Source organism: Algoriphagus machipongonensis, assembly GCF_000166275.1.
GTDB classification, from domain to species: Bacteria; Bacteroidota; Bacteroidia; order Cytophagales; family Cyclobacteriaceae; genus Algoriphagus; species Algoriphagus machipongonensis.
Window position 1 is genome coordinate 4,438,678 of the sequence record NZ_CM001023.1, and the last position, 22,639, is coordinate 4,461,316.

Below are 22,639 nucleotides of genomic sequence, written 5' to 3' on the forward strand. Positions count from 1 at the left end.
TTAGAAACTTAGATTAAGGCCAAAAGTAGTAATCGTCGTAGTGAAATAAGTAGCTCTCCGCTCAATTCCAGGAGCAAGAGGATCATTATTCGACTCTGAATCCCCATATCTTACTTCAGGATCCACACCTGTGTATCCAGTAAACATGAACGGATTCTGAACTGAAACATAAGCCCTTACTCTACTGACTGCTTTACCCGGTTGTATTTTAAAATTATAACCAAGTGTCGCATTGTCCAAAACCACAAAATCAGCCTTTTCAACGTGGGTACTATTATACTCCGCTTTTGTAATATTTGGATCGAAGTATTTAGTATTTACAATATTCCAGTTTTGTACAGTTGTACTTTCTGTATTCTCATAGAAGCCTCTATAGCTATTTATCAAATAATGACCAAATGATCCTCTAAAGAAGAAATTCAAATCCCAATTTTTGTATCTCAAGGAGTTATTAAACCCAAAGTTTAAAGTAGGATAAGCTGTTCCCAATTGTGTTCTGTCATCATTACAGTTACAATAAACAGGGTTACCATTTTCATCCTCGGCTGTACCATCAATGACCTTCATGATAGGGCTTCCATCATCACTGACACCGACTTGAATCGGTCCCCAGATTTGTCCCAAAGGACCATTTTCCTGAATACGGATCAATTGAGTTAGGTTTTGACCAGGAGATCCAAAATTTGAGCGATAATTAACTTCTCCGAAACTCAAATCTCCAGCAGACAAGCTTCTAAGATTTGTCTTCAAAGTAGAAAAATTGACACCCGTAGACCATGTGAAATTAGCATTTTGTATGGCTTTATAATTTAACATGACTTCCAGACCTGAATTGGACATTTCACCGATGTTCAACTGGGTAGTAGGGAAAAGATTAGGTGGCACAGGAACATTGATAGGCAAGATCATTCCAGTTGTCACCCTGTTATAATAATCTATTGAACCATCTAGTTTGTTATTTAAAATCACAAAATCCAAACCTATATCAAATTCATCCTTAGTCTCCCATGACAAATCCGGATTGGCGTTTGAAACTGGCCCATAAGATGGCACAAATTGATTATTATAGAAGAAGTTTCCTTGACGTCCAAATCTTAACAAAGACAGATAAGATTCTCCAGGCTGTGTACCTGTTCTACCATAACTTGCCCTGAACTTCATCTGACTTACTCCAGAAATGTCAACCAAGTTAGCGATGTTCACACCGGCACTGATTGCTGGAAACAAACCCCACTTGTTATTAGCTCCAAATCTAGTTGAACCTTCATATCGAGCACTTAAAGAAAGTAGGTAGGTATCATCTAAATTAAAATTAGCCCTTCCAAAGAATGCCACCAATTTGTTTGAGTTAGCATAACTGGAAACTGTTGCCAATCCATTAGCAAAATCAAGAGCTGCGCCGATGTTATCATACGTAAAAGCGTCAGTTAGGAAATTACCAGCTTGAGTATAATCCCCTTGGTTAAAAAACTCCTGATAAGAATACCCTGCCAAGAAAGCAAAATTTGTCTTTCCAAAAGTTTCATAATAATTCAAGGTAGCTTCGAATAAGTCATTTAGCCTTTCATTATTTTGAATTGTAGCCAAACCATTTCTTCCAAATCCCCCTCCGAATTTAGCAGTCTTAGGAGAATAAGATCCTCTCCATTCAGTTTCTCTTTGTTTGGAGTAAAATAAAGCGCCACTAAACTTACTCGAGAAATTGTATTCTCCACGGATACTGGCTATAAGGCTATTATCTCGCCCATCTGCAATATTTTGTTCAGCAATAGATACAGGATTGAACCAATCAAAAATATCTCGCTCTGAATATCCACCAAAATCAGGGCTTTGAGGATTTGGATCTAAAACTGGTAAGGTCGGATTACTTATAATGGCATATCTAAAAGAGTTCTCGTTACCAAATTGCCTGTCAACTGATGTATTTGAAATATTTACGGTAAATGTTGCTTTGTCATTTAAAGCTCTTTGAGTCAAACTCAAACGGGCATTTAACTGATCAAAACCAGAATTAATACCTACTCCGTCTACATTTCTGGAGTTGATCGAAACCCTATAACTGGTCGTTTCATTTCCACCTCCCAGCGATAAGTTATTGATAAAACTAAGACCTGTATCCGTTACCTCATCCATCCAGTCTGTGCTTCCACCAAGGTCTCTTGAGTTAGGTATTGCCTTGTACTCTTCAGCATTCATCACACTTATTGTTCTGGCTACATTCTGTATTGCCACACTGCTGTTAAAATCAACAACTGATCGACCCTTTTTACCTTTTTTGGTAGTGACCAAAATCACCCCTGCTGATCCTCTGGTACCATAAATCGCTGCAGCGGACCCATCTTTCAAGACATCCATAGACTCGATATCATTAGGATCCACTGTACTCAATGAGGCACCAATTACACCATCAATAACAACAAGCGGGGAGGCATTTTCTCCAATCGAAGAAATCCCTCTTAAACGTACATTAAATCCGGAGTTAGGATTTCCACCTGGCCGAGCGATGTTCAGACCGGCAACTTTACCCTGAAGTAATTGGGTAGGGTCATTAACAGTGCCTTGATTAAAATCTTCTGATTTGACGCTAGTTACCGCACTGGTAATCTCTTTCTTTTCCTGGGTTCCGTAGCCTACTACAACTACTTCATTTAAAGCTTGTACATTTTCGCTTAAAGCGACATCAATAACTGTCCGGTTACCAACTTCTTCTTCCACGGTAGTAAAACCGATAAATGAAATTCGCAAAACATCACTTGGACTTGCCTCGATAGAATAGGTTCCATCCAAATCTGTCACCACTCCGGTTGTGGTACCGCTGATAAGAATACTTACCCCAGGAATTCCCTCCCCAGTTTCTGCATCCGTAATTTTTCCAGTTATTCTAGCTTGCTGTGCAAATGCCAACTGGCATGTGCTAAATGAAATGAACAAGAATAACATGAAAACCATTTTTAAATGTTTTTTCATGTGATTTTGGGTTATGGTTAATTGTTTGATATACTCTTTTGAAAATCTTAAACGCTGTCCTACACATTTTTTACAGAAGCTTATTCCCAATAATAAATGGCAAAACGAATACTCTAACTATTCAGGCATTCTAACTTCAGAGCCTAAGCCATTTGAAAACCCACGACTGTATTCCAGACCTAAGAATATCCAAAATCAAATACCAACAGCAATCAAATCAAAATTGAAATTATTTTTATCAATATAATTTTGATTAAAAAAGCCTCTGAACAATTTTAAAAAATAATTCGGCATATCTAAAACAAAACAAAAGATAATTGCAAAATTATTTAAATAACAAAATGACTAGCTATTATAATCTTTTATAAAAAAATTTATAATGTTTATTTCATTAGCAAATAAGTTTATTATAGTTAGCCATATTGGAAAAATAATTAGTTCTAGTAAAATAATACAAAGCATCATTAAAATATAAAATTAATTCTTCAAATGTTTATAACTGTCCAAAGTTAAATATTTTGACGCCTGATTTAACTTCAAATAACAAAATCACTACAGTCAGAAAAACCCTACTAGCCAATGTGAAAAGAAATATTTCTGATTTTGATTATAAAAATTGAGGACTTAAAAAGCCTTTTTCTTTTGTTTTTGAAGAGGAGATGTTTTTGTGATTCAGAGCATCATCTTTTACTCAGTTCCATATCTAGTAAAAAATCCTTTCGCTTTGGACAAAACAAACAAACTGGTAGATTCAGGAAAAAATGACCAAGAAATTTTGCCAATGATCGCAAATAGCCCCCATATCTTGTGAATCAGTGAAGGAATCTTTATTCTGACTCATAATCCAGGTTAGCAATAGAATTTAAAATGTATTAAATAGGATTTAAACTTTTGGTTTTTTCCTGTTTTAAAACATGTCAATGAAACAAAAAACCCTCCTTATTCTTCTTATTGTTTGCAGCTTTTCTTGTCAGAAAGAAGAGAAAAGTCATGATGCACTCTTTCAATTACTTTCGGAAGAGGAATCAGGCATAACCTTCAGAAATGACCTTACTTACACGGAAAAAGTAAACCCCTACACTTTTCGTAATTTCTATAACGGTTCAGGAGTAGCACTGGGAGATATTAATAATGATGGTTTAACTGATGTTTTCCTAGCCGGAAATCAAACTTCAAACAGACTTTACCTGAACCTTGGAAATCTGAAATTTAAAGATATTACAGACCAAGCTGGGCTAAACTCGACCGGCTATTGGACCACTGGAGTAAGTATGGCCGATGTGAACGGTGACGGTTTGCTAGATATTTATGTTTGCAAATCAGGCCCTCCAGGAGGTGAGAAACGGCATAATGAACTTTTTATCAATAACGACAATCTTACTTTTTCAGATAAATCTAAAGAATACGGAATCGCAGAAAAAGGGCTGAGTCAGCATGCTGTGTTCTTTGATTTTGACAAAGATGGAGATCTGGACATGTACCTACTCAGTAATTCAGCAAGATCCGTAGGGATTTACGACCTGAGGGTTGGGCAGCGTGAAATTCGAGATCCTGAAGGAGGAAATAAATTATTCAGAAATGATGGAGAAATCTTTACGGATGTGTCTGAAGAAGCAGGGATTTTCGGAAGTAACATCGGCTATGGTCTTGGAGTCACAGTGGCTGACCTAAATGACGATAATTGGCCAGACTTATACGTTTCCAATGACTATTTTGAAAGGGATTACCTCTACCTGAACAATCAGGATGGGACATTTTCTGAAATACTACCTGATCTTCTTCCAGAAATCAGTCTGGGAAGTATGGGGGCTGATATTGCTGATCTGGACAATGACTCCAAACCAGATATTTTTGTCACCGAAATGCTTCCAAAAGAGCTTTCACGCGTCAAAACGAAAACCCCTTTTGAAGAATGGGATAAATTTCAATCAAATATAAAAGCAGGGTACCATCAACAATTTACCCGAAACACACTTCAAAGAAACCTGGGGTTCAGACCAGGAACTCAAACTCCTATTTTTGCCGAAGTCAGTAGGATGACAGGTGTAGAAGCAACAGACTGGAGTTGGGGAGCCTTGATTTTCGACGTGGACAATGACGGACTGAAGGATATTTTTGTCACCAATGGAATTGTGAAGGATTTAACTGATTTTGACTTTGTAGATTTCTATGTCAACAACCAGGAAAAATTAAATGGGTTCCAGGAAGATTCCATTCTTTTGACCAAAATGATTGATGCGTTTCCTTCAAACCCTCAGCAAAACTTTCTTTTTAAAAACCAGGGCAACTGGTCCTTTGAAAATCTTTCTTCAAATATGGGCTTGGATCAGCTAACTTTCAGCACTGGTTCAGCCTACGGGGATTTGGATAATGACGGAGATTTAGATTTGGTGATTAATAATTTGAATGGACGGGCTTTTGTTTACAAAAACACCAGTTCGGACCAAAAAATAGGTAACTATCTGAGCATAGAACTAGGTAAGGAATTTGGTACAAAAGTCATCGCTTACGCTGCAGATAAAAAATACTACCAAGAGTATCAACCTGTCAAAGGTTACATGTCCTCCGTGGATCCTAGGATGCATTTTGGCTTGGGGAAAATTGAAAAACTCGATTCGCTTGAGATTTTATGGCAAGACGGTAAAACCCAAATCATCAGAGACGTTCATGTGAATCAATCTTTGAAACTGTTTCCAGAGAAGGTAACCAAAACCTTACCGGAATTGGAGGAATTTCCAGTTCGGATTTTCACTCAAAAAGAATCAAAAATCCCCTTTCAACATCAGGAAAGCAACTTTGTAGATTTTGACCGGGATCGATTGCGATTCTGGATGATCAGTAATGAAGGACCAAAGGCTGCAAAAGCAGATGTAAACAGTGATGGATTAGATGATCTTTTTATCCCTGGGGCGAAAGGACAAAGCTCTGTTTTGCTGATTCAAAATTCAGAAGGCAAATTTATCCCCAAACAAGAAGAGCTGTTTGGTTCGGATGCCATATCTGAAGATGTTACAGCACTTTTTTTTGATGCTAATAAAGATGGTTATCCAGATTTACTCGTCGGAAGTGGAGGAATAGAGTTTGGCGATAATTCCCCTGCTTATTCAGACCGACTTTACCTTAATGATGGCTCTGGAAACTTCCACAAATCCCCTCAGTTCTTTTCTTCAAGTCCCACAGCTTTCCAACTTCCGATGGATTTTGACGAAGACGGAGATATGGATTTGGTCGTCGGCAGCCGGGCCATTCCATTTGCTTATGGAATTCCGACAGGTCTTCAAGTTTGGGAAAATGACGGGTTAGGAGGTTTTAAGCAAATTTCTCAGAGTCTCAACCCTGAACTTTCGACAATCGGGATGCTGACTTCCGCAGGTTTGGAGGATTTGGATGGAGATGGGAAACTTGAACTTATCGTCACAGGTGAATGGATGCCAATTCGGATATTTCGTTTTGAGAACAATAAATTAATTGAAAAAACAGTTGATTTTGGTTTCGAAAATACCACTGGCCTATGGAATTGCCTGTTGGTGGAGGATGTCAACATGGATGGCTTCCCCGATATTCTTGCTGGGAATCACGGTTTAAATTCCCGACTTCGAAGCCAAAGCAATTCTCAGCTTAGAATGGTGTTAAACGATTTTGACCAAAATGGAACCTTGGATCAGATTCTTTCACAATACGAAAATGAAAGAACAATTCCATGGGTTCTTAAACCTGCCTTGCTTCGCCAAATCCCCTCTTTACGAAAGCAATTGCTAACCTATGAATCCTACCAAGACAAACCTTTGGAAGACCTTTTCCCTGAAACAATTTGGGCAAATTCCTTAACTTTAACAGCTGGTAATCTTGAAACTAGCCTTTGGTTAAATGACGGAAAAGGCAATTTCCTTTACACCGATTTACCCCCAGAAATACAATCCGCTCCAGTTTATTCTATTACTTCTCTCAAAGGAGAATCAGGAGGCCCTGTGTTGGTTTTTGGTGGAAATCAAAGTCGGATCAAGCCCGAATTGGGAAGTCAAATGGGAAGTTATGGATGGGTCTTGAAACCAAACGGAAAAAATCAATGGCAAACCTTAACCCCGGGAGAAAGTGGTCTATTTGTACCTGGTGAAATCAGGGACTTTCTCCAAATCAATATTGAAAACAAACCAAATTTAGTAGTATTACGAAACAATGATGAGCCACTGGTTTTTGAATTTCGCTATTAGTTTCACCGGGCATGCTCCTATTTTCCCCCTCTCATTTGGCTTTGAGATGTTGGAGAGAAAAGAATACTATTTTTGGAATCAAACCAAAAACCATGCTTTTGGATTAGGGCAAAGAATGTTTAAAAAAACATGTTTTGAGTCCTATCAAAAAATGAACAATAAAGTAAAGTCAACCATTGAACCCATAAATCCATCGATTGATAATAAACCCCAAATACCGTCTTGTAATTCAACCCACACAAGCTCTTATCTCAAATTCGAACAGTTCAATTTCATCCATAAACTCCTTAAGTTGAAGGATGATTTATGTATTTCTTGGAAAAATGGCATGACTCCAGAATTACTACAGTACGAAAGAATCAATCTCTTGGAAGAATGGTACGAAACTAGATTTATTGAATTAAAAAATGAAAACGGAACCCCGTGTATCTTTAAAAGGATGGACGAAAGCCAACAAATCCGAACCTTCAAAAAACACCTGCCAAACGTGAATATTGAAAAGTCGGCTTTGTCTTCAGAGGAAAAAAATAAAGGATAATAGCATTTCATGAGGAACCAAATAGCAAGGCTTATCATAGTGGTTTTACTTATTTCCTGCAAGGAAGAAACGGAAAAACAAATGACGCTTTTTCAGGAAATTGAGCAGGCGAATTCAGGAGTAGATTTTCGAAACGACTTAAGTTTTAGTAAAGATTTCAACATTTTCACCTACCGAAACTATTATAACGGTGGAGGTGTGGCCATTGGAGATATCAACAACGATGGGCTTGTGGATCTTTATCTTACCGCCAACTTGGGACCGAATAAACTTTATCTCAACAAAGGGGATTTCAAATTTGAGGACATTACCGAAAAAGCTGGAGTAGCTGGAACCCGAGCCTGGAGCACAGGTGTCTCTATGGCTGATGTTGATGGGGATGGATTTCTGGATATTTATGTATGCAATTCAGGTGACATTTCTGGAGACAACAAACAAAACGAACTTTTTATCAATCAGGGAGATGGGACCTTTATAGAAATGGCTGAGACTTTCGGATTGGCGGATCATGGCTACTCTACACATGCGGTATTTTTTGATTTTGACAAAGATGGCGATCTGGACGTCTATTTACTGAATAATTCCTATCAGGCAATTGGCTCATTCAACAAGATGCAGAATGAGAGAATCAAGCGAGACATGGTAGGGGGTGATAAACTCTTTCGAAATGACGATGGGAAATTCAAAGACGTCTCCGAAGAAGCCGGGATTTATGGCTCAGTAATAGGCTTTGGTCTGGGAATAACCATTGGAGATGTCAATCAGGATACTTGGCCTGACATTTTCATATCCAATGATTTCTTTGAAAAAGACTACCTCTACATCAATAATCAGGATGGAACCTTCACTGAATCATTGGAAAAGTCCATGCGCTCTATCAGTGCAGCATCAATGGGTGCAGACATAGCTGATATCAATGGCGACGGACTATTGGATATCTTTGTGACTGACATGCTTCCGGAATCGCAAGCCAAACTAAAGCAAGTCACCACTTTTGAAAATTGGGACAAGTTCCAGTTCAACAAGAACTACGGATATCACTATCAGTTTTCACGAAATATGCTCCACCTTAACAATGGAGATGGCACCTTCAGCGAAATAGGCAGGCTCAGTAATGTTGAGGCTACGGATTGGAGTTGGGGAGCTCTGATGTTTGATATGGACAATGACGGGTTAAGGGATATTTTTGTAGCGAATGGTATTTATCAGGACATCACAGACCTGGATTATTTAAATTTCATTGACGACGAGAACACCAAAAGTCAAATCATCTCTCAGGAAGGGGTTGATTTTAAAGCCTTAGTCGATCCGATTCCTATTAACCCAATTCCCAATTATGCCTTCCAAAATTTGGGCGAATTGAAATTTGAAAATAAAGTTGAAGATTGGGGGCTTAGCCAAGCAATCCATTCCAATGGCGCTGCATATGGAGACTTAAACAATGATGGGACACTTGATCTGGTCGTGAATAATGTCAATGAACCCGCCCAGATCTTCAAAAATCAGGGGAATTATATCCATCCAACACATCACTTCATCCAAATTCAGTTGAAGGGAAAAGGAAAAAACACCTTTGCCATAGGAACCCAAATCCGTCTGAAATCGGAAGATGAAATATTCTATGCTGAGCAAATGCCTAATCGAGGATTCCAATCTTCCGTAGACCCTAAAATCACGATAGGATTAGGGGATTTGGCAAAGCTGGAATCAATAGAAATTTTATGGCCTGACGGTAAATACACTGAGCTAAAAAATCAAGTTGCAGATCAGTTGCTGGTTTTAAATTGGGAAGATGCAATAGAAATGCCCTCTGGAAAATCTTTTTTTGAAAAACCTACTAGCCAACAATTTAGCAAAATTGAAAACCCAGGATTGAGTTTCTTGCATGAGGAAAATCCCTTCGTAGATTTTGATCGTGACCGATTGACCTATTTAATGTATTCTACGGAGGGACCGGCATTTGCCAAAGCAGATGTAAACGGTGATGGGTTGGAAGATCTTTTTTTTGGGGGAGCCAAAACATTCTCTGCAAAACTCTATCTCGCTTCCCCTTTAGGAGAATATTACGAAAGTCCCCAAGATGCATTCCTTAAAGACGCATCATCTGAGGATACAGATGCTGTTTTTTTCGATGCAGATGCGGATGGCGACTTGGACTTGTTTGTGACGTCTGGAGGCAATGAATCAGGTTTTGGTTCGATCGATTTGGCAGACCGCTTATATCTTAATGATGGAAATGGAAATTTCACCAAAAATTCATCGGCAGGATTCACAACGGTTTTTGGTAGCAGTAGTACAGTCAATTTGATCGACGTCGATCAAGACGGAGCATTAGATTTATTTGTTGGAGGTAGGCTGGTTCCGTTTACTTATGGAGCTCCTGCGAGCAGTCAATTGTGGATCAATGACGGAAAGGGTAATTTTACAGAGAAGTCAGCCACACTTGCTCCAAGCCTGAAAAATCTTGGAATGATTACCGATGCCACAGTGCTCGATTGGGATAAGGACGGAAACGAGGATTTGGTTTTAGTAGGTGATTGGACCGCTCCAATCTTTTTGAAAAACACCAATGGCAATCTCGAAAAAATTGAAATGCCAGAACTTGAAACATTGAAAGGATGGTACCGGGCGGTGGAAGTAGCGGATTTTAATAATGATGGACTTCCTGATTTGATTTTGGGGAACAATGGATTGAATTCACGATTCAAAATCACTCCTGATTCTCCTGTGAAAATGTTCCTGAATGATTTTGATCAAAATGGGTCAGTCGAACATATTTTCGCCCAGGAAGTCGAGGGAGTCCAAGTACCATATACCTTAAAACATGAACTGGAGCGCCAAATCCCTTCTGTCAAAAAGAAATATTTGCGGTATAGTAATTACAATAATGAAAGTTTAACAGATATTTTTCCTCCTGAAATTGTCAATCAATCCATCATCAACGAAGTGAACAATCTAGAATCTGGAGTGCTCATGAATGAAGGAAATGGAAATTTCACATGGAAACCATTCCCCGTCCTGGCTCAACGTTCCTACGTTTTCGCAATTGCAGTGTTAGATTTGAATGAGGATGGAAATTTGGATTTGATTCTGGGAGGAAACCTAGCTCAGGCAAAACCGGAAGCAGGAAAATACGATGCCAGCTATGGAGAGGTTTTATTGGGAAAAGGTGATGGAACATTTGATTATTGGACAAATGCAGCCCATGGTCTCAAAATAGACGGGGATATCCGGGCTTTTGAACTACTGGAAAACAAAAAACTTCTCGTAGTAAAAAATAGTGCTGAAGCTGAGATTTGGGATTACAAATGAGACATTAGGAAATACTCAAGGATTTCATGAGAATCGTGACCCATTATCAATGAATTGAACATACTTTAAAAATTTGCTTTTTTTGTGGTTCCTACCTTAAAGAAAAAAGGAAAATAGCATCTCATCCTGTTGCTGGCAAAAGAATTTTACTAGTATCTTCTAATCATGGATTGGCAAATGAAATGAAAAGGTGAGAAAAATCATTTGCATAATCCTATTAAACCAATAGCTTTGGAGCTCCAAAAAAAAGGTGATCAAAAGTTAAAAAACTTGAGCTTGGCCTCTGATTATCTTAATTTTACCACCCAATTTACCAATCACCGTTACTTAGGTATGCGAATTATTAAAACCATATTTGGATTAGGACTGCTCCTTTCAGTGCTTTCCTGCCAAGAACAAGTAGATTACTCAGATGCAATTACTGATGGGTCATACTTGAACAATGCCCAAAATAGAATTACAGAAGTAATCATACACGACATCTTTTCCCCGCCAGTAGCCGCGAGGATTTATTCTTACTCAAGCTTAGCTGCTTATGAAGTTGCTGCTAGTGTGGACCCGAATTATGTATCCCTTTTGGGTCAGCTCAATGGCTCTGAGAAAGTTACTTTCACTCCTTCTGAAAAGGTTTACCCTCCTTTGGCTTCACTTGCCGCTTATTACTACGTTGGTACAGGGCTAATCTTCTCTGAAGATATGATGAATGAGCACAGAGATGCCGTTTATCAGGAGTTGAAAGAAAAAGGAATTCCAGAGGATGTTTTCGAAGCTTCCATCGCTTATGGCAAAGAAGTGGGAGATGTAATCAAAGCTTATTCCTCCAAGGATAATTACCATCAAAGTCGTTCCTTCCCAAAATTCACAGTTACAGGTGAAATAGGAACATGGGAACCTACCCCACCTGCTTACATGGAGGCAATAGAACCTCATTGGAACAAAATCAGAACATTTGTTTTGGACTCTGCAGCGCAGTTTAAGCCTTTAGCACCCCCTCCATTTTCTGATCAGCCCGGCTCTGAATTTTATAAAGTCGCGAAGGAAGTTTATGACGCGGCAGTCAATGCAGGAGAAGAGGAGCAGAATATTGCCCTTTTCTGGGATTGCAACCCATATAAAATGAATGTCAAAGGGCATGTGATGTTTGCTGAGAAAAAAATCACTCCAGGAGGCCACTGGATGAGTATCGCTGGAATCGCTAGTAAAGCTGCCGGAAAAGACTGGAAAGGAACAGCAGAAACATTCTCTTTAACAGGAATTGCTTTGAATGAAGCTTTTATTTCCTGCTGGGATGAAAAATATAGAAGTAATTTGATCAGGCCAGAAACCTACATCAACCAATACATAGATGAAGAGTGGGTACCCATTTTGCAAACCCCTCCATTTCCTGAACACACTTCAGGGCATAGTGTAGCTTCTTCTGCAGCCGGATATACCTTAGGAAAATTATTCGGAGATGAGTTCCACTTAGTTGACAGCTCAGAAGTTGCTTATGGTCTACCCGTTAGAGAATACGATTCATTCAGCCAAGCCTATCAAGAGGCGGCCATCAGCAGATTTTATGGAGGAATTCATTACATGCCGGCAATCGACTATGGGGTAAGTCAGGGACTTGCTATAGGAGAGTTTATTTGGGATAGGATTCACACAAAACCTGATCAAGTGGCACAAGCAAATTAATAGAAAGCAGTCTTTTACAGACTGCTTTTTTTATACTTTTCTGGTTTCAAAATATTAAGAAATCACAAAGAAAACGTGAAGAATGGGGCTTTTAGCCCTATTTTAGTTTTAAATCACGTCTATATTCCCTATCTTCTCGAATATGCCTTTTTGGATGGAAAACGAATTCCATCCTTGTTTTTCAACTACTAAATCACCAATGGCAAAAACCATAATTGTATCAAACCGACTGCCGATCAGTTTACGGCACCGCAATGGAAAATTTGAATTTAAACCTAGTGCAGGAGGCCTTGCTACCGGTCTAGACTCTATCTACAAATCAGGAGAAAATATTTGGATAGGTTGGCCTGGCAATACCGTGGATGACGCGGAACAAAGAGCTGAGATCATCATCGAGTTGCATGCCTTGAAAATGGCACCTGTTTTTCTCTCGAAAGAAGATGTAGAACAATTTTATGAAGGCTTTAGCAATGAAACGCTATGGCCTGCCTTTCACTACTTTACCCAATACATGATTTACAATCCCGATCACTGGGATGCCTATGTGCGGGTCAACCAAAAGTTCTGTGAGGCAATAGTCAAAAAAGCAGATCCGGATGACACCATCTGGATACATGACTATCAACTCATGTTGCTTCCGCAAATGCTTAGGGAAATACTCCCTGAGGCAACTATCGCTTTCTTCCAACATATCCCATTCCCATCCTACGAGATCATCCGTATGATCCCTTGGAGAAAGGAAATTCTGGAAGGTGTTTGTGGAGCTGATTTGATAGGTTTTCACACCTATGATGACATGCGCCACTTCTTAAGTGCCGTGGGTAGGATCACAGGGATGTCTGGCCAAAGTGGCTACATACAAGCAGAAAACCGAATCATCAACGTGGATTCTTTCCCAATGGGAATAGACTACCATAAATTTGCCAAGCAAGCAAAAAGCCGTAAAACGCAAAATATCGTCAAGGACTTTAGGCAAAAAGTCGGAGATCAAAAACTTCTTCTCACCATTGATAGGCTGGATTACTCTAAAGGTATCCCCCAAAGAATCCATGTCTTTGACCAATTACTTCAGCAGCATAAAGAACTTCGAGGAAAGGTCTCCATGATCATGGTCGTAGTTCCTTCCCGAGACAGAGTACAATCCTATAAAGAACTCAAAGAAGAAATTGACTTACTGGTCGGAAGAATAAACAGTGAATACTCCACGCTGGATTGGGTTCCTGTACATTATTTCTATAGAAGTTTCCCATTTGAAGAACTGAGTGCTTTCTACAGCATGTCTGACGTGGCATTGGTTACGCCTCTTCGAGATGGTATGAACCTCGTTTGTAAGGAATTTGTAGCGAGTAAAACCAACCAGACGGGAGTCCTGATTTTATCAGAGATGGCAGGAGCCTCCAAGGAACTTCAGGATGCAATTCTTGTCAACCCTAATGACCGACAAGGAGTAGTAGATGCTATCTACGAGGGCCTTTCCATGAAGGAGAGTGAGCAAAAACTGCGGATCAAGGCCATGCAGGAAAGCCTCAAAAAATACGATGTTTTCCAGTGGGTAAAAGTGTTTATGGATCGCGTGGAGCATGTCAAGGAAAAGCAGGCGGAACTTACCTCTAAGGATGTTGACGCAAAAGTTCTCAATGAAATCCAAAGCAGTTTCAAGAAAGCGACCAATCCTATTTTCTTCCTTGATTACGATGGTACCCTGACCGGTTTTACTGCAAACCCACAAGATGCCGTACCAGATGCTGAATTGAAGAAACTCGTTAAAGATCTAAGCTCAAAAGCTCAGGTAGTGATTATCTCGGGAAGAGATAAAGACACTCTTGGCAAATGGTTTAAAGGGCAAAATATTGACATGATAGCCGAACATGGAGTTTGGGTTCATCGAAAAGGTCAAAAAACTGACTGGGAATTATATGCAGAAATAGATGACACCTGGAAAGATGATATCCGAAATGTCATGGAATATTATGTTTTAAGAACTCCAGGAGCCTTTATCGAAGAAAAGCACCATTCTCTAGTATGGCACTATCGAAAAGTGGAAAGCGGATTGGGTGATTTGAGGATGCGAGAGCTTTTCAGTCACCTGAAATACATGGCCAGAGGTCATAATCTCCAAGTATTGGAAGGAAATATGGTATTGGAAATCAAGAGACCTGATATCAATAAAGGTAGAGCTGCTACCTCCCTAATGAAAGGCCATGAGTTTGATTTTGTATTAGCAATCGGTGATGACTGGACGGATGAAGATACCTTTAAAGCCATGCCTAAGAATGCTTATTCCATTCGAGTTGGCTATGCTTACACACAGGCTAATTACAATATCAAGTCATTCAAACAAGTCAGACAGCTATTACATAAGCTGACTCAATAATTTCTAGGAGCTTCAAAATAAATACCTGTAGGAGTAAATCTTACAGGTATTTTTTATATAGATTTTTCAAAATCCTCAGATCTAACTCCGTCAATTCTGTACTAAACTCCTCCCCTTGCACAAAGTGAAGTTTAAAAGATTGAATGGCATTGCTAGGAACACTTACGTCATATCCTATGATTCTCAAAGCCATGATAGGATCAAAACTATCTTTTAATAGAGTGTCTGTATTTTCTAATGGAATGGAAGTTTGATCATCCTTTGGGTTGATCACAGGAAATACTTCATCGACATCATACCAAAAACCATATCCTTCCATGGCAAGTTGATCCCAAGGGAAAAACCGGTTGGGATCTACCTTTCGTGAAGGAGCAATATCGGAGTGCCCAATAAAATTAGCTGTAGGAATGCCATACTTCCATTTTAATCTTTTACAGAGAATAAGTAGGCTTTCGATCTGTGCTTCAGGGAAGGGTTCAAATCCATTATTATCTAGCTCAATACCTATAGAAACTGAATTCAAATCAGTTACACTTCCCCATTTCCCTCTTCCGGCATGCCAGGACCTAAGATAATCATTGAGCATTTGTACGATCGTACCATCTTTTGCTATTACATAATGAGAACTCACTTGAGTTCGTGGCAGGGTAAAAGTCCTGATGGTTTGCTCCAGTGAATCCTGGGCTGTATGGTGGATGATCACAAAATTCGGTCTTCTGATACTGAAATTGGTGGTTCCTACCCACTCATCCGTGATGCTAAGCGTGTCATAATTAAGTTCCTCTTTGGTTTTAGGAATCTCCAAATAAGCTGCAGAAACATCTTTGACATTTTTCTCATACTCTTTATTGATCTTCTTGTATGGATTTGATGCGCAGGAAACAATAAGCAGAGACACGCAGATCAAGAAGAAGGCAGATGTAATTCTATCGTAATTCATGGGGTGTACAAATTAATCAGAATTGGAAGCTACAAGTATTGTACTAAGTCTGAAAACCAGCTATAAAAAATGAGAAAGAACAGCATAAACAAAAAAGTCCTGCTTCAGGAGAAGCAGGACGATATGAAATATGTCATGGAGTTATTTAGCAGTTTACCCGCAGAAAATATGCAATCACACTGCTTAAAGGAAGTTAGGCTGATCCAGCTTTTTCCCAATTCGGAAAGCAGCATTCATCAAACCTACGTGGGAATAAGCTTGTGGAAAATTCCCCCATTGGCTTCCTGTTTTTTGATCAACATCTTCTGAGAACAAATGAAGGTGATTGCAATACTTCGTCAAAGTTTCAAATCCTTCTACAGCCTCATTTAATCTTCCTACGCAAGCCAAAGCCTCAATATACCAAAATGCACAAATCAGGAAGGTAGTCTCTGGAACGCCAAAATCATCCATGTGCTTGTATCTGTAGAATAAGAAATCCTTTGCCAACAAATCTTCTTCCAAAGCTTTTAAGTGATTATTTGCACGCTCAAGATCATCTCCAAAATACCCCATAGTAATCAGTTGTAATGTGGAGGCATCCATGTATTTAGAGTTTACAGCCTGACCATAGGCTTTACGGTCTGGCAGATAACAGGACTCAATTTTCTTAGCAGCTTCATCTCGCAAATAAATCGCCTTTTGGTACATTTTATCACTTTTCAGGCGAATCCCAATTTTTGCGGCAGCACAAGCACCAGCCCAGTGAAAGAGGAATGTATAACAATGCTCCTGAGCCAAGTTTCTAAATTCCCAAAGCCCCGCGTCCTTTTCATTCATCGTCGCTTCGATTTTATCTAGCAAATTCAAAATCATGGGTCGGGAGCTACTTCTTTCTTCCTCGGTAAATCGTTGATCAGAATAAAGAGGCAATAAGGAAACCAAAACCTGCCCATACAGGTCATTTTGAATATGAGTATAAGCCTGATTTCCAAAGCGAACAGGTTTATTCCCAAGATATCCATCTAACTCTGATATTTCCTCAGTCAAAAGAGAATTCCCAGTAATCGAGTACAAGGGCTGGTAACGCCCATCCTCACCGAGTATTAAGTTGTGGATAAATTCAAAGTATTTCTCTAATTCCTCAAAGTGACCCAAGCTATTAAAGCAGGTCAATGTATAATAGGTATCACGAATCCAGCAATAGCGATAATCCCAATTTCGGGTAGATCCTGGAGATTCTGGCAAACTGGTAGTAGAAGCGGCGATAATTGCTCCGGTATCCTCGTATTGGTGTATCTTCAATATGAGAGCTGACCTTAAAACCAATTTCTGATGGAAATTGGAAATACTGGTAGACTTCACCCATTCCTGCCAGTAAGCGGTAGTAGCATGGAGAAAACGCTCAGAAGTAGTCTCAATAGGAGCTTCTAAAGGTCTGCCATAGGTAAAGACCAGATAAATAGGGCGATGCAGTGCAAAAGCCTTCTCATCCATGATATAGCTCATGGGAGCATTCGTTGTCAGTCGCAATTCCTGTTCAATCCCCATGTACCGAATATGGTTACTCCCGAGGCTAGGAGTTAATTTCATCCTTCCATAATCCGATACAGGTTCGCATTTGATCTTGACATGTGGTCCACCCTTAACTGACTCAATTTTACGGATTAGCATCAATGGCCTATAATACCTGTCAAAATTCTTAAACCGCGGAGCAAAATCAGTTACTTTATAGCTGTTTTCCCCATAAGTTACCGTCGTCTCTAAAATATTGGTATTCTCCCGGTATACTTGTGTAGATTCAAATTTGCCTTTCTCAGGTAAGATGGTAAACTGTCCACCTTTTTCTCGATCCAACATGCCCCCAAAAATAAAGTCTGAGTCGAATCTAGGGAGACAAAGCCATGAGATATTAGTATCTTCTTCTACGTGGGCGATATAAGCACAATTGCCAATCAGTCCACTTCCGTAGGTATGTTTTTTCATCTGTTTTTAAATGTTTTTAATGGTCAGATGGAATCTTGCATAGCGTATAATAAGCCTAGGGATATCGTTTACGAAATGCTCGATTTCATTAAGGTCAGGTTTGAATTTGAAAAGTCAGGCTTTTTGGGTCAATCTTCAAGAAAGTAAAAAAGGGAATAGTATGCAAAAATCCTGTCCTCCTATTCGCCATATATTCCAATAAATCCATCTAGGAAGCATAATAAACCTCAAGCTTGGAACAGGAGCTAAACCAGATACTAAAAATCAAATTCAACCAAAAAAAGTGTCCTTTGGACTTAGTTAAGCTATAATTTAGTGTTAGTCTTCAAACGAAATTCCATGAGAAAAACTTCAACTTCTGGATTACTAAGTATTGCTTTTTGCAATTTGGACCCTTCAAATTCGGGATCCTCTTGATTGACATGCTCTTTGTGGATGGTAGTTAAAAATTTTGATTCAGAGGCACCCATCGCAATTGGCATCCCTATGTTATAATCAAAAGTTAAATCATTTATCAAGTTCTTTGATGGATATGAAATATGCTGATCACCCCAAAATAAAGCAAAGTTGGTTTCATTTTTAAGGGAATACAATAAGATGGATTGGTCTGCAGAACTTTCAAAAACCATGAACAGAGAAGGTTGATCTTTTAAAGTTCCACGGTATTGTTCAAACCCTTCCAAATCCATAACAAAATCAGTTTTTTCAGGAACTTTAATTGCTTCACCTTTATATCTTAAAGTGTCATAAGTGGCCAAAAACCCTTCTCCCACATCATAAAAAACAGGATCAAAATTGGAATGAAAAACAATTTGAAATCCATCGGCCTTTGGGATTTTTTGGAATGGATTTAACGGAAGCATTAAATAGGAAATTGAATGGGGAAAATGCGTTGAGATCAATTTTCCATTTTGATCAAAGAATGCTAATTCATTTTCCTGTCCGCCTCCCGTCAAGCCAACAAATCCATCTTTTGTCTTGGCAAATCTTCTGACAGGAATTTCTAATTGAATAGGTGTTTTGAGAATAAGTTCAAGATTTGAATAAGATATGGGAAGAATTTTTCTTCCTATTCCATCCAAAACATAAATTAAGTCACCGTCTACCCAAAAGTCATCTACTTCTCTTACTTCCATTGGTCCTTCACCCTTTTGAATAGGTACCGTAATAGCTTTTCCATTCGCTCTATTAAATGCAAAAAGTGATTGGGAAAAGTTGAAATCACCAAGTAGGATAAGCTCTTCAGTTAAAACTATTTTTTCAACTCCATAAGGAACCTGCCCTAGTTCACCGAAAAGAGGATAAAAAGAGACTTCCTCCACCAAATTTGAAACATTTTTTTCTTTTGCACTTTCAGTGGGGATGGTGATAATTCCCTCTTGTTTTGGTTTTTGACAAGAGCTAATAAAAATTACTAAAATAAAAAATTGTAATTTTTTCATTTGCCTAATGCTGAATTTTAAAAAAAAATCCCGGCCGGAATCAAAGCCTCACTTAAGACTTCGTTGTAAGGATATTTAATTTTTTTTAATCGCAAGAATTAGTTTAAAAATAACTAAAAAATTATTTCAAGAGAAAATTATGACGTATAACCTACTATTTCATGAATAACAAAACACTGCGACTGCCTATTGAAACCTGAGACTGAATGCCTACTGATACAACTTCTTATCCCGGATATAATCTGCTACTCCATCAGGAAGGAGGTATTTGACGGACTTCCCAGCAAGAATTGATTTTCGGATAAAAGTTGCTGAGATATCCAATAAAGGGGCATCGATCAGCTGGATTTTTGGGTGCTCAAATGTTTTGGATTCTCCGGGGCGTGGATAAACAAAAATCTCATAATTGTCCAAAATCATCTGGTAATTTTTCCAGCGCTTAAGCTGCGTCAGGTTATCCGAACCTAAAAACAAGCAAAACTGATGCTGCGGGTATTGATCTGTTAGATAAGCCAGCGTGTCAATAGTATAGCTTGGTTTTGGCATAGAAAACTCCACATCCGAAGCTCTGAAATGGAAATTATCCTCTATCGCTAATTCCACCATCCGCAACCTGTCAAATTCGTGAATGAGGGACTGACGTTTTTTTAAAGGATTTTGGGGACTGACCACAAACCAAACCTGGTCTAAATCGGTCCGATCATGCAGCGTATCAGCAATGATCAAATGCCCAATGTGAATGGGATTAAAGGAACCGAAATAGAGTCCGATTTTCACTTTTTTTTGGCTAAAAAATCTTCGACCAATTTTTCAGCTTCGGCAGAGGATACAGCGAAGTCGTCATTGACGATGGTCACATCAAACTGCGGTTCGAATTTTGATTCAAATTCCGCTTTATATATTCTTCTGGATAGGGATTCCTCAGTCTCTGTACCCCGGTCACTCAACCTAGTTTTCAAAACCTCTAAGGAGGGCACTTTCACAAAAATCGCCAAAGCCTGGTCTCCAAAGTATTTTTTCAAAGCCAAACCGCCTTTGACATCCACATCAAAAATTACGGCTTTACCAGAATCCCAAATACGCTGAATTTCTTCTTTCAGGGTTCCATAAAAATTCCCTGCATAAACTTCCTCCCATTCGATGAAGTCGTCTTGATCAATATGCTTTTTAAATTGCTCTTGGCTTAAAAAATAATAGTCTTTGCCATGTACTTCATGCCTTCCTCTTTTATCTCGGGTACAGGCAGAAATAGAAAATCCCAAATTTGGGATTTTTTGAATCAGATGTCTGACTAATGAGGTTTTTCCCGAACCCGAGGGTGCGGAAAAAATAATGGCTTTGCCGTGGGTCATAAACTATTTGATATCCTGAATCTTCTGACGAATACAATCAGCTAATTCAGTGGGCACTTCATGTTTGGTGCATTTGGTTTTCAATACATCCCGAATTGCTTGTTCTAAATGATAATGCTCAAAACAAGGTTGACATTTTGCCAATTTATCTTTCAGGACTTCCTTGGAGTTATCCATTTCCCCGTCCAGAATACTTTCCAGCAATTCAAAACACTTGCTGGTATCGTCGCACCTCAATTTACGCGCACCGGATGTTTCTTCATTCATATCCATGAGTAATTCTACTTTATATTGCCTCCTCTTCGTCCGTATCGTAGCCCATATTTTGGGCATATCCTTTTAGCTTCTCTTTTAGTAAATTCCTTGCTCTGTGAAGCCTCGAACGAACGGTTCCAATCGGAATATCCAAAATCTTTGCCATTTCTTCGTATGTGAATCCCTCTAAGTCACAAAGGATAATCACAGTACGAAAATCAACTGCCAGGCTATTCAATGCATTGGAGATCTCATCGCCCAGCATATCTTTAACAGATTCCGCTCTGAGATCAGAAGTACTTTGATACTGAACATCATCTGAGTTGTAATAAGTTTCAACTTCCTGATAATCTACCTTAGCAGGCTGTTTACTTTTCTTCCTATATTCATTGATGAAGCTGTTTTTCAGGATCCTAAACAGCCATGCCTTGGCATTTGTTCCCTGCTCAAAAGAGTTCACAAATCTATAGGCCTTGAGATATGTATCCTGCACCAAATCTTTCGCATCGTCCTCATCAAATGTGAGTCGATAGGCAAAATTATACATGGAGTCTATGTGTGGCATAAACTCTCCATCGAAGATGGTGTTTTTCTCTTCCTGAGAATATTTCCTTCGCTGTACTTCCGACATAAGTTCCAAAAGTAATAATTGAGTCAATTTATAACTAGGAATCGGGAAGTTTTCCCTGCTTTTCCTTTATTTTGTTTGTTGAAAATGGCTTTCAGGCCAAATCCCCCTTTACATTGTATGTTTTTCTTCAAGCTGCTTTCCAGACTTCCCCTTTTTGTTCTTTATTGGATTACAGATCTGCTGTACTTAGTTGCGAGATATGTGATTCGATATAGAAAGAAAGTGATTGATGAAAACCTTTATTATGCATTTCCCGAACTTTCTGAGGTAGAGCGAAAAAAGATCCGAAACCGATTTTATAGGAACTTTACTGACACATTTGCCGAAACCATCAAAATCCTGACAATTTCGGAAGAGGAATTTCGCCGCAGGTTCATTATTGTCAATCAGGAAGGGCTAGATGCTCCGGTAAAACAAGGGGTCAGCTCATTGATGGTTACCGGACATATTTTCAATTGGGAAATGGGTGTAGTCGGAACTAATCTATACTCTGAAGTTCCAATAGAAACTGTCTACTTAAAAGTGAACAATCCTTTCTTTAATAACCTTATTAAAGAAATTCGGACACGGTTTGGCGGATATGTGACAGAAAAGAAAGAGTTTAGAAGAGCCATGCTTACCTTAGGCAGAGATCCTAGAATTGTTCTCCTGGGATCTGATCAGCGACCTCCAGCTTCTGAAAATCGATACAAAAGAAATTTCTTGAATCGACCAGCAGTATTCTTTGAAGGTGCTGAGGTGCTTTCTAAGAAAATGAACTTGCATGTTCATTACGGGAAATTAAAAAAGGTGAAAAGAGGTTATTATCACTATGAGTTTATACCTCTGGCACAGCCTCCTTACGATTCCCATGAACCTCACAGTATCACAGATACTTTTTGCAAAATGCTAGAGGATAATATTAGAGAACAGCCAGACATGTACCTCTGGAGCCATAAGAGATGGAAAATTTAACCTAAGGAGTTAAAAAATTGG

General features: G+C 39.0%; 14 protein-coding genes. 6 read left to right on the forward strand and 8 right to left on the reverse strand.

What is annotated here, in order from left to right:
• Nucleotides 1–2,967 (reverse strand): SusC/RagA family TonB-linked outer membrane protein, encoded by a 2,967-nt coding sequence (locus ALPR1_RS18825; protein ID WP_008203062.1) that lies wholly within the window; start codon nucleotides 2,965–2,967, stop codon nucleotides 1–3.
• A 920-nt stretch (nucleotides 2,968–3,887) separates the two neighbouring features.
• Between ALPR1_RS18825 and ALPR1_RS18830 the strand changes: the two genes are divergently transcribed.
• The 5 genes from ALPR1_RS18830 (at nucleotide 3,888) to ALPR1_RS18850 (ending at nucleotide 15,079) form a co-directional block, all read left to right on the forward strand.
• The gene (locus ALPR1_RS18830; protein WP_008203063.1) at nucleotides 3,888–7,178 is read left to right on the forward strand and encodes a VCBS repeat-containing protein; all 3,291 of its coding nucleotides are present in this window, start codon (nucleotides 3,888–3,890) and stop codon (nucleotides 7,176–7,178) included.
• Between the two features lie 151 nt (nucleotides 7,179–7,329).
• Complete coding sequence (locus ALPR1_RS18835) at nucleotides 7,330–7,716, forward strand: hypothetical protein (protein WP_153231840.1); 387 nt, start codon at nucleotides 7,330–7,332, stop codon at nucleotides 7,714–7,716.
• Nucleotides 7,717–7,725: 9 nt separating this feature from the next.
• Nucleotides 7,726–11,028 carry a VCBS repeat-containing protein gene (locus ALPR1_RS18840; RefSeq protein ID WP_008203067.1) on the forward strand — a complete coding sequence of 1,101 codons (3,303 nt, stop codon included), beginning with the start codon at nucleotides 7,726–7,728 and terminating at the stop codon, nucleotides 11,026–11,028.
• A gap of 333 nt (nucleotides 11,029–11,361) precedes the next feature.
• Complete coding sequence (locus ALPR1_RS18845; RefSeq protein ID WP_040303906.1) at nucleotides 11,362–12,705, forward strand: vanadium-dependent haloperoxidase; 1,344 nt, start codon at nucleotides 11,362–11,364, stop codon at nucleotides 12,703–12,705.
• 199 nt (nucleotides 12,706–12,904) lie between these two features.
• Complete coding sequence (locus tag ALPR1_RS18850) at nucleotides 12,905–15,079, forward strand: bifunctional alpha,alpha-trehalose-phosphate synthase (UDP-forming)/trehalose-phosphatase (protein ID WP_040303907.1); 2,175 nt, start codon at nucleotides 12,905–12,907, stop codon at nucleotides 15,077–15,079.
• 40 nt (nucleotides 15,080–15,119) lie between these two features.
• Here ALPR1_RS18850 and ALPR1_RS18855 read toward each other — a convergent pair whose 3' ends face one another.
• The 7 genes from ALPR1_RS18855 to ALPR1_RS18885 all read right to left on the reverse strand — a co-directional run bounded on the left by ALPR1_RS18855 (nucleotide 15,120) and on the right by ALPR1_RS18885 (nucleotide 21,664).
• The gene (locus tag ALPR1_RS18855; protein ID WP_008203072.1) at nucleotides 15,120–16,019 is read right to left on the reverse strand and encodes an N-acetylmuramoyl-L-alanine amidase; all 900 of its coding nucleotides are present in this window, start codon (nucleotides 16,017–16,019) and stop codon (nucleotides 15,120–15,122) included.
• 183 nt (nucleotides 16,020–16,202) lie between these two features.
• Nucleotides 16,203–17,984: a glycoside hydrolase family 15 protein gene (locus ALPR1_RS18860; protein ID WP_008203074.1), complete on the reverse strand. Its 1,782-nt coding sequence runs from the start codon at nucleotides 17,982–17,984 to the stop codon at nucleotides 16,203–16,205.
• A 305-nt stretch (nucleotides 17,985–18,289) separates the two neighbouring features.
• Nucleotides 18,290–19,426 carry a 6-bladed beta-propeller gene (locus tag ALPR1_RS18865; RefSeq protein WP_008203076.1) on the reverse strand — a complete coding sequence of 379 codons (1,137 nt, stop codon included), beginning with the start codon at nucleotides 19,424–19,426 and terminating at the stop codon, nucleotides 18,290–18,292.
• 210 nt (nucleotides 19,427–19,636) lie between these two features.
• Nucleotides 19,637–20,203, reverse strand: coding sequence for a nicotinate (nicotinamide) nucleotide adenylyltransferase (gene nadD, locus ALPR1_RS18870; protein WP_008203078.1), 567 nt, complete (start codon nucleotides 20,201–20,203; stop codon nucleotides 19,637–19,639).
• Nucleotides 20,200–20,778 carry a guanylate kinase gene (gene gmk, locus ALPR1_RS18875; protein WP_008203080.1) on the reverse strand — a complete coding sequence of 193 codons (579 nt, stop codon included), beginning with the start codon at nucleotides 20,776–20,778 and terminating at the stop codon, nucleotides 20,200–20,202. Before gmk ends, nadD begins: the two co-directional genes overlap by 4 nt.
• 3 nt (nucleotides 20,779–20,781) lie before the next feature.
• Nucleotides 20,782–21,051, reverse strand: coding sequence for a hypothetical protein (locus tag ALPR1_RS18880; protein WP_008203082.1), 270 nt, complete (start codon nucleotides 21,049–21,051; stop codon nucleotides 20,782–20,784).
• A 13-nt stretch (nucleotides 21,052–21,064) separates the two neighbouring features.
• Complete coding sequence (locus ALPR1_RS18885) at nucleotides 21,065–21,664, reverse strand: sigma-70 family RNA polymerase sigma factor (RefSeq protein WP_008203083.1); 600 nt, start codon at nucleotides 21,662–21,664, stop codon at nucleotides 21,065–21,067.
• A 117-nt stretch (nucleotides 21,665–21,781) separates the two neighbouring features.
• On the opposite strand from ALPR1_RS18885, the gene ALPR1_RS18890 reads away from it, so the two are divergent.
• Nucleotides 21,782–22,618, forward strand: coding sequence for a lysophospholipid acyltransferase family protein (locus ALPR1_RS18890; protein ID WP_040303021.1), 837 nt, complete (start codon nucleotides 21,782–21,784; stop codon nucleotides 22,616–22,618).
• Nucleotides 22,619–22,639 lie beyond the last annotated feature (21 nt).

Excerpts from the sequence above, each read along its gene's own strand:
- ALPR1_RS18825 (WP_008203062.1), bottom strand. The coding sequence starts at position 2,967 with ATGAAAAAACATTTAAAAATGGTTTTCATGTTATTCTTGTTCATTTCA.
- ALPR1_RS18830 (WP_008203063.1), top strand. The coding sequence starts at position 3,888 with ATGAAACAAAAAACCCTCCTTATTCTTCTTATTGTTTGCAGCTTTTCT.
- ALPR1_RS18835 (WP_153231840.1), top strand. The coding sequence starts at position 7,330 with ATGAACAATAAAGTAAAGTCAACCATTGAACCCATAAATCCATCGATT.
- ALPR1_RS18840 (WP_008203067.1), top strand. The coding sequence starts at position 7,726 with ATGAGGAACCAAATAGCAAGGCTTATCATAGTGGTTTTACTTATTTCC.
- ALPR1_RS18845 (WP_040303906.1), top strand. The coding sequence starts at position 11,362 with ATGCGAATTATTAAAACCATATTTGGATTAGGACTGCTCCTTTCAGTG.
- ALPR1_RS18850 (WP_040303907.1), top strand. The coding sequence starts at position 12,905 with ATGGCAAAAACCATAATTGTATCAAACCGACTGCCGATCAGTTTACGG.
- ALPR1_RS18855 (WP_008203072.1), bottom strand. The coding sequence starts at position 16,019 with ATGAATTACGATAGAATTACATCTGCCTTCTTCTTGATCTGCGTGTCT.
- ALPR1_RS18860 (WP_008203074.1), bottom strand. The coding sequence starts at position 17,984 with ATGAAAAAACATACCTACGGAAGTGGACTGATTGGCAATTGTGCTTAT.
- ALPR1_RS18865 (WP_008203076.1), bottom strand. The coding sequence starts at position 19,426 with ATGAAAAAATTACAATTTTTTATTTTAGTAATTTTTATTAGCTCTTGT.
- gmk (WP_008203080.1), bottom strand. The coding sequence starts at position 20,778 with ATGACCCACGGCAAAGCCATTATTTTTTCCGCACCCTCGGGTTCGGGA.
- ALPR1_RS18880 (WP_008203082.1), bottom strand. The coding sequence starts at position 21,051 with ATGGATATGAATGAAGAAACATCCGGTGCGCGTAAATTGAGGTGCGAC.
- ALPR1_RS18885 (WP_008203083.1), bottom strand. The coding sequence starts at position 21,664 with ATGTCGGAAGTACAGCGAAGGAAATATTCTCAGGAAGAGAAAAACACC.
- ALPR1_RS18890 (WP_040303021.1), top strand. The coding sequence starts at position 21,782 with ATGTTTTTCTTCAAGCTGCTTTCCAGACTTCCCCTTTTTGTTCTTTAT.